The 8,020-nt window shown below is 70.7% G+C and carries 7 protein-coding genes and 1 pseudogene; 6 read left to right on the top strand and 2 right to left on the bottom strand.

Annotated features, from left to right (window positions below):
* Positions 1–678: lytic polysaccharide monooxygenase auxiliary activity family 9 protein (locus KME77_RS22580; RefSeq protein WP_219470929.1), on the bottom strand; the 678-nt coding region annotated here is incomplete at its 3' end.
* A gap of 158 nt (positions 679–836) precedes the next feature.
* On the opposite strand from KME77_RS22580, the gene KME77_RS29495 reads away from it, so the two are divergent.
* From KME77_RS29495 to KME77_RS22565, 3 genes are all read left to right on the top strand, one after another.
* Entirely contained in the window at positions 837–1,358 is a 522-nt protein-coding gene (locus KME77_RS29495; RefSeq protein ID WP_219470928.1) for a GNAT family N-acetyltransferase, read from the top strand.
* Between the two features lie 49 nt (positions 1,359–1,407).
* Positions 1,408–2,280, top strand: coding sequence for an RpnC/YadD family protein (locus KME77_RS22570; RefSeq protein WP_246610518.1), 873 nt, complete (start codon positions 1,408–1,410; stop codon positions 2,278–2,280).
* 145 nt (positions 2,281–2,425) lie between these two features.
* Positions 2,426–2,854: a hypothetical protein gene (locus tag KME77_RS22565; RefSeq protein ID WP_219470927.1), complete on the top strand. Its 429-nt coding sequence runs from the start codon at positions 2,426–2,428 to the stop codon at positions 2,852–2,854.
* An 11-nt stretch (positions 2,855–2,865) separates the two neighbouring features.
* On the opposite strand, the gene KME77_RS22560 is transcribed toward KME77_RS22565, so the two are convergent.
* Positions 2,866–3,975 carry an alpha/beta hydrolase family protein gene (locus tag KME77_RS22560; RefSeq protein WP_219470926.1) on the bottom strand — a complete coding sequence of 370 codons (1,110 nt, stop codon included), beginning with the start codon at positions 3,973–3,975 and terminating at the stop codon, positions 2,866–2,868.
* Positions 3,976–4,125: 150 nt separating this feature from the next.
* Between KME77_RS22560 and KME77_RS22555 the strand changes: the two genes are divergently transcribed.
* The 3 genes and pseudogenes from KME77_RS22555 to KME77_RS22545 all read left to right on the top strand — a co-directional run.
* Positions 4,126–5,238 (top strand): carboxylate-amine ligase, encoded by a 1,113-nt coding sequence (locus KME77_RS22555; RefSeq protein WP_219470925.1) that lies wholly within the window; start codon positions 4,126–4,128, stop codon positions 5,236–5,238.
* Between the two features lie 82 nt (positions 5,239–5,320).
* Positions 5,321–7,108, top strand: coding sequence for an N-acetylglutaminylglutamine amidotransferase (locus tag KME77_RS22550; RefSeq protein WP_219470924.1), 1,788 nt, complete (start codon positions 5,321–5,323; stop codon positions 7,106–7,108).
* Positions 7,109–7,122: 14 nt separating this feature from the next.
* A pseudogene (locus tag KME77_RS22545) lies at positions 7,123–8,020 on the top strand (TolB family protein); the annotation flags it as partial.

Below are 8,020 nucleotides of genomic sequence, written 5' to 3'. Positions count from 1 at the left end.
GGCGTGTTCGGTACCGGCGGCGACCGCGCCGCCGCCGCCGGTACCGAAGATCACGTCGGAGCACGAGTAGTACGTGTCCGGAGTGTCAGAATTCTGCCAGATTGTGTAGATCAGGTGGCGTCCCGACTTGCCGGAGGGCAGCGTGCCCTTCATCACGTAGGAGCCGTTCGCCATCTTGGGGTCGGTGACCGTGAGGAAGGGCTTGCGCTCCAGATCGGACCACTTCAGCGGCCGGGTCGCGGAGTAGCCGTTCTTGGTGACGTACATTCGGAACGTTCCCTTGTGCGGGATCGTCCCCCGGTACTTGAACGTGTACCGAGCCCCGGAGGCCAGCCTGGTGGACGGCCAGTCGGCGCGAGCCAGGTCCAGCCCCTTGAACGCGGGGATCCCGGCGCTGCACAGCTTGCCGTTCGGGATCATCGCGCGATCCCTGCCGTTGACGTAGGCCACCCTGAGGTTGTCCCACTGCTGCCGCAGGCCGGCGCCGCTCGCCCGCACGGCGGCCTTGCAGGCGGCCGACCTGGCGGTCCTGGCGTTCTCGCTGCCGCACGCGGCCGCGCGGCTCATCGGGTTCTGCGGCGCTCCGTGCGCGCCGGCCGGCAGCGGCAGCAACGCCGCGCCGCCGAGGACCGTGCCGCCGAGGACGACAGCGGCCAGTCCCGCGATCCGATGACGCACGAGGCAGCCCTCCTTGGTGTGGAACAGCCCGTCTTGGTACTGGTACGCACCGTTGTCCCCCCAGGTTCATCGGTTCGCCCAGGTTCATCCGTTCGCCCAGGTGCACCTCGAGAACCGGAAGTACTCCTCGGCCGGACGCTCCTTGTAGTGTCTGGGCCGTGCCCGATGTGATCACGGTTCACCCGGCGGCACCCGGTGACGGCGACATCCTCGGCGAGATCCACGCCCTGTCCTGGGGCGTCTCGCACGGCCCGCTGTGCGCGCCGAAGGTCGCCGCGGCCGGGATCGAGGAGCGGCGCGCCAAGTGGCACAGCGTTCTGGCGGAGGGCGCGGACACGATCCTGCTGGCCCGCCTGAACGGGCGTCCGGGAGCCTTCGCCCGGTTCGGTGCCTCCACCTTCCGCCCCGGCCTCGCGGAGATCCACACCTTCTTCGCCCACCCGGACGTCTGGGGCAGCGGCATCGCGACGGCCCTGCTGGCGGCCGTCCTGGACCGGGTGCGAGACGCCGGGTACGGCGACGTTCACCTGTGGACGCTGCGGGACTCCGCCCAGGCCCGCCGCTTCTACGCCAAGCACGGCTTCACCGAGACCGGCAGAACCCACGACCACATCTTCGACGAAGGCCCGCCGCTGGTCCTGATCGAGCTGGAGCGAGCCGTGCCTGACCGCCGACCCTGATACGACATATTCCATCACTCAGGGTTATGGGTATGCAACAATGCGTGCCATGCCGTCCCCTCGCCATGACGCTCTCATCCGACTGTTCACCGACCGCCCGCAACTGGCGGTGGAGATCCTGCGCGATCTCATGGGGGTGAACCTGCCGGACACTCCGCTGGTCGGCCTGGAGAAGAACACCTTCAACACCCGCCGCTCCGACGACATCGAGGCCGACCTCATCATCGTCCTGGGGCCGCCGCAGATGCTCGCGCACGCGATCGTCGTGGAGATCCAGCATGACAAATCCAAGGCCCCCCGGCAGCTGACCCGCTACGCCGCCGCGCTCTGGCTGCTGCTGGGCTGTGATGTCACGGTCCTGGTCGTCTGTCCCGACCGGGCGGCCGCGGCCTACTACGCGCAACCGATCGAGTCGGGATTGACCGGGTATCGACTGCAGGCTCGTGTGCTGGGGCCGGACGGCATTCCCGTCATCACCGACCCCCAGGAAGCCGCTGCCAACCTGCAGCTCGCCAGCATGTCGGTCATGGTTCACGGGCGCGATCGCAAGGTCGTCGAGGCCTTCGTCGCGGCGATGGCGGAGACCCGCGACGAACACGCTCCGAAGTACACTGAATACGCCTACAGCATGGCCACCCCCGAAATCCGCCGCCTCATGGAGGAAATCATGATGTCCACCGACTGGCCGGTCCACAGCCCGTTCGCCCGTGAGCACTTCGGCCGCGGCCTTGAAGAAGGCAAGGCGGAGGGGAAGGCGGAGGAAGCGGCTCGGATGGTGTTGGTGGTGCTGGCCGCTCGGGGCCTGGAGGTCACGGACGAGGTGCGGGCTTTGATCAACGCCTGCACCGATCTTGCCCAGCTCGAGGCATGGGGCATGCGCGCGGCCACCGCTCAGTCCCTCCAGGATCTGTTCGCCGAGTAGCGGGGGGCCGTACCGGAAGCGTGATCGCGTGTGTGGCGCTGATCACGTGGTATCTGTGCAGTCCTCCACAGTTCGGGGCGCCGGGCGTTCGTAGTGTCCTCCTCGTCGGAACACACCGGCGCACTGAAACGGGGAGGAACCCACCATGCGTAAGAGCTTCGCGGCGGCCGCTCTTGTCGGCTCGATGGCGCTGACCGGACTCGCGCTCGCGCCGACCGCTCAGGCGGCCACGCAGAGCCAGGCGCAGAGCCAGGCGACCGTCTCGGCCGGCACCATCACCATCGTCAACTGGGGCAAGTTCTTCTCCAGCGACCGCAAGGCGTACACCACCGGCAGGACGTGGAAGTCGGGCGGTGTGGTGCACACGACGTGGCACGGCTTCGACAAGGTCGGTGGCAAGAAGGGCTGGGTGTGGTTCGAGTACTACAAGAACGGCGGCTGGCACAAGTTCAACCGCTCCTGGGACGGCAAGTTCACCGGCGGGTTCAACCTCAAGGGCGCCAAGAAGGTCTACACGTTCACCTGCTGGGCCGGGAAGTTCGACAACTGCGGCCGTAAGTTCCGCATCTACTAAGTCCGCATCTATCAAGAACGTATGTGGCGGGCGAGGAAAGTCCCGATGAGGCGGTCGTAGCGGGGGCGGTCGACGTTCCAGGCCTCGGTGTGGTCGCCGCCGTGGAACTCCTCGTACTGGATGTCCCAGCCGAGGCGGGCGCGGGCGGCGAAGAGGTCGCGGGCCACCCCGACCGGCACCTGCCGGTCGGCGTCCGTCTGGATGAGCAGCAGGGGCGGTCGTACGGCGGGCGGGTGGGTGCGGAGGTTCATGCTCCGCAGGTCGATCCCGGTGCGCCACTCGGCCACCCGATTGCCCAGCCAGCCGGTGAACGCGGGCGCGTGCATCCGCGTCGCGGCGAACGCGGCGACCCGCTCGTAGTCGGACGGTGGCGCGTCCATGATGACCGCGGGCACGACACGGGCCAGCGGCGACCTGGCCAGGAACCGGCCGATGACGACGCCGCCCATGGAGGTGCCGTACAGGATGACGCGCCGCGCTCCCATGCCCTGCGCGGTGCGCACCGCCGCCTCCAGGTCGCGCCACTCGGCATCGCCCATGTGCAGCAGCCCGTCGGGTGAGGCGGGAGCGCCCTCGTCGTTGCGGTAGGTGATGTTGAGGAACGGCAGGCCGAGCCGGTGAACGGCCGGGAGCGCGTTCTGCGCGGCCTTGCGCCGGCCGTTCTGGCCGTGGACGGCGATCACCCAGGTGTCGCCCTTGCCGGGGACGTACCAGGCGGGGGCCGGGCCCAGCTCCGTCCTGACCACGATGTCGGAGTAGTCGAGCCCCCAGGAGACCTTGGGGTCGGCCGGCGGGATCGCGCTGAAGGAGCCGGGGGTGCCGGTGGACGGGACAGCGCCGCCGAGGATCCTGCGGGTCACGCCGCCCGGGGTTCGCGACACGACGTCGCCGATCTGGGTGTGCGCGCCGCCCCATTCGAGCCAGTACGTGCCGGGCCTGCGGGTGTCGGGGGAGTCCGTCAGCGTCACGGTGTCCTTCGTGGCGGCCAGGGTCATGGTGTTGCCGGTGCCGTAGTGGACGACCTTGATGACCTGGTCGCTGCCGTACCACGCGCCGTAGCCGGTCGCGCCGATCAGGACAGCGAGGACGGCGGCGAGGGCGATCGCCCATTTCCTGCGCATGTTTACACCGTACACGCCTGATGTATACGCCGTAAACGTGCGGGGGGTCCGAAGGGCAAGCTCGCACTTACCCGGAGGCAAGGTCACCAGGTGCGAAAGCCCGATTTATGGGCAGATGACCGCTATACGGATGGGCTTTGGGGGGTCATCATGGCGGGAATCGCGCTCGGCGTCGAAGAGGAGTTCCATATTGTCGACGCCAGGACCAGGCACCTGGTGTGCCGGTCGCAGCTGCTGCTGGACACGTTGCCGGAGGACCGGTTCGCCGAGGAACTGCAGCGCTCCACCGTGGAGTCCAACACCAAGCCGTTCGCGAACCTGGAGGACCTGGCCGGCGACCTGCGCGTGCTGCGCGAGACCGTGATCAAGGCGGCCGGTGAGCTGGGGCTCGGGATCGTCGCGGCGGGCAGCGCCCCGCTGGCCGACCTCCAGGCGATGAAGGTCTCGCCCGACCCCCGGTACGAGCAGATGCTGGACGACTACCAGCTGCTGACCCGCGAGCAGCTCATCTGCGGCACCCAGGTGCACGCCGAGGTCGCCGACCGGGACCTGGCCATCGCCGTCGCCCACCGGCTGGGGCCGTGGCTGGCGCCGCTGGTGGCGCTCAGCGCCAGCTCGCCGTTCTGGCTCGGCGCGGACACCGGGTACGCCAGCTACCGCACGCTCGTGTGGCAGCGCTGGCCCACCGCCGGCCCGATGGCGCGCTTCGGCTCCGCGAAGGAGTACGAGCAGATGATCAGGAACCTCATCCGGACGGGCGTGATCACCGACCCGGGGATGATCTACTTCGACGTCCGGCCGTCGGCGCACGTGCCGACGGTCGAGCTGCGCGTCTGCGACTCCTGCCCGCGCGTGGAGGACATCGTGCTGATCGCCGGGCTGTTCAGGGCGCTGGTGACCAGGGAGCTGGCCGAGATCGAGCGCGACCCGGGCCGTGAGGTGCTGCTCGACCCCGTACGGGCGGCGACCTGGCAGGCGGCGCGCTCCGGCATGGAGGGCGAGCTGGTCGACCCCGTCGAGGGCGTGCCGCGACCGGCCGCCGAGGTCGTCCGGCGGATGGTGGACGGGCTGCGGCCGCAGCTGGAGGAGACGGGGGACTGGGCGCTCGTGTCGGAGCTGGCCCAGGACGTCATCCGGGGCGGCAGCTCGGCGGCCCGGCAGCGCCAGGCGTTCGCCCGGCGCGGCAACCTGGCCGACGTGGTGGACCTGCTGCTGGACGAGACGCGCTCCGGCGTCCTGCCGGGGGACGTGCGCGCCGCCTGAGCGGGAAGAGCGCCGCCTGAGCGGGAAGAGGGAGAACCCGTCTGAGCGGGAAAGAGGAGAAAGGGAGCGAGAAGGAGTAGGTATGTGTGGCCTGAGCGGAGAGTTCCGGTTCGACGGTGAGGAGGCCGACGTCGGCGCCGTAGGGCGGATGACCGAGGCGATGCGGCAGCGCGGGCCCGACGGCTCGGGGCTGTGGTCGCAGGGACCCGTCGCGCTCGGCCACCGCCGGCTGAAGATCATCGACCTGTCGGAGAAGGCCGCCCAGCCGATGGTCGACGGTGACCTGGGCCTGGCGGCGGTGTTCAACGGCTGCCTGTACAACTACCGGGAGCTGCGCGACGAGCTGCGTGGCGACGGGTACAGGTTCTTCTCCACGTCCGACACCGAGGTGCTGCTCAAGGCGTTCCATCGGTGGGGCGCGGCGTGCGTCGAGCGGTTCAAGGGCATGTTCGCCTTCGCCGTGCACGAGCGCGACAGCGGCAGGCTGGTGCTGGGCAGGGACCGGCTCGGCATCAAGCCCCTGTACGTGGCGCGCGACGGCAGGCGGCTCCGCTTCGCCTCCACGCTGCCCGCGCTGCTGGCCGGCGGCGGGGTGGACACCGGCATCGACCGGGTCGCGCTCCACCAGTACATGACGTTCCACTCGCTGGTGCCCGGAGAGCGGACGATCCTGGACGGGGTGCGCAAGCTGCCCGCCGCCACCGTACGCACCGTCGAGCCGGACGGCATCACCACCGACCACCGCTACTGGCAGCCGCTCTACAGCCGTTCGGCCCTGCCCGAGCACGCCGGACTGAACGCCACCGACTGGCACGAAGCCGTCCTGGACTCCCTGCGCGCGGCCGTGCGCAGGCGCATGGTGGCCGACGTGCCGGTGGGCGTGCTGCTGTCGGGCGGCCTCGACTCCAGCCTGATCGTCGCCCTGCTGGCCGAACAGGGGCAGGAGGACCTGGCCACGTTCAGCATCGGCTTCGAGTCGGCGAACGGGCAGAAAGGCGATGAGTTCGCCTGGTCCGACCTGGTGGCGCGCCGCTTCGGCACCGACCACCACCGCATCCGGATAGAGGACGCCCGCCTGGCGTCCGGGCTGGAGGACGTGGTGCTCGCGATGAGCGAGCCCATGGTCAGCCACGACTGCGTGGCCTTCTACCTGCTGTCGCAGGAGGTCGCCCGGCACGTCAAGGTCGTGCAGTCGGGGCAGGGGGCCGACGAGGTCTTCGCCGGGTACAGCTGGTTCCCGCCGCTGGCCGGGGTGCCGCGCGAGCAGGCGGCGGACACGTACATCAAGGAGTTCTGCGACCGGCCGCACGGCGCGCTGGTGAGCATGCTCACCCCCGACTACCTGCTGGACGAGGACGCCAGTGGCGACTTCATCCGCGACCACCTGGCCGCGCCCGGCGCGGACACCGCGCTGGACGCCGTGCTGCGCCTGGAGACCACCGCGATGCTGGTGGACGATCCGGTCAAACGCGTGGACAACATGACGATGGCGCACGGGCTGGAGGCGCGCACGCCGTTCCTCGATCACGAGCTGGTCGAGCTGGCCGCGGCCTGCCCCGACGAGCTGAGGCTGGCCGAGGGCGGGAAGGGCGTGCTCAAGCGGGCCGCCCGCGACCTGCTGCCCGCCGAGATCATCGACCGGCCCAAGGGGTACTTCCCCGTGCCCGCCGTCCGGCACGTTGACGGGCCCGTCGCCACGCTCGTACGTGACGCGCTGACCAGCCCGGCCGCCCGGGAACGCGGGGTGTTCCGCCAGTCGTACGTGGGCGAGGTGCTGGCGGAGCCGGAGCTGTACAGGACCACGACCGGCGTCAGCACGCTCTGGCAGCTGGGACTCCTGGAGCTGTGGTTGCAGGCCCACGGGATCTGATTCCCGGTCTCCCGTTGGACGCCGGCCTCGCCGCATGGAGCTGTCGCCGCCCGGACCTCGCCCCGGACAACAGCGCGGTCGCCTTCGTCAGCGACCAGGACGGCTCGCCCAGGGTCTGGGTCCGGCCGCTGGACGGGCCCGCGCGCCCCGTGGACACCGGTCCACAGGCTGTGGAGGACGTGAGCTGGTCGCCGGACGGCGGGCGGCTGGCCGTGCTCGTCGCGCCGGGCGGCGGCGAGCACACCCAGGTCTGGACGGTCCGCGCGGACGGCGGCGACCTGCGCCCCCTCAGCACGCCCGCGGGCGGATCGGCCTCGTTCGTCCGCTGGACGGGACGTGGGTCGTCGCTGCTGCTGGCCGAGACCGCCGCCTCGGGGCTCACCTCGGCCGTGCTGGTCGACACGGTCACCGGCGCGCGCGAGGTCGTCGCGGCCGGGCCGCTGCTGCGACCGGCCGCCGTGAGCCGCGACCACCGCACGGTGCTGCTGCGCCACGGGCCGCGCGGGGCCCGCCGCATGTCCGTGAGCCGTGACGGCGGCGAGGAACGGCCGCTGCCGGTCGGCACGGGCGGCAGCACGGACGACGGGTACCTGTCGCCGGAGGGGGAGATCGCCTACCTGGTGACGGACGCGGGCCGCGACCGGACCGCTCTGGTGACGGGAAGCACGACTGGACTGGTGGCGGGGATAGCGACCGGGCCGGTGACGGGAAGCACCTCCGTGGGAGACATGGCCGCCGTGATGGCCGAGCGGCCCGACGCCGAGCTGGACCTGTTCGCGCCCGCCCTCGACGGCCGCCGCGCCGTCCTCGTCTGGAACCAGACGGGCCGCTCCGAGCTGGACGTCCTCGACCTGCGCACCGGCGCGATCGACCCGCTGCCGCCGCCGCCCGCCGACGTGGTGTCGGCGGTCC

The organism is Nonomuraea rhizosphaerae (assembly GCF_019396405.1).
GTDB lineage: Bacteria > Actinomycetota > Actinomycetes > Streptosporangiales > Streptosporangiaceae > Nonomuraea > Nonomuraea rhizosphaerae.
This window is presented reverse-complemented; position numbering and strand designations above follow the sequence as displayed.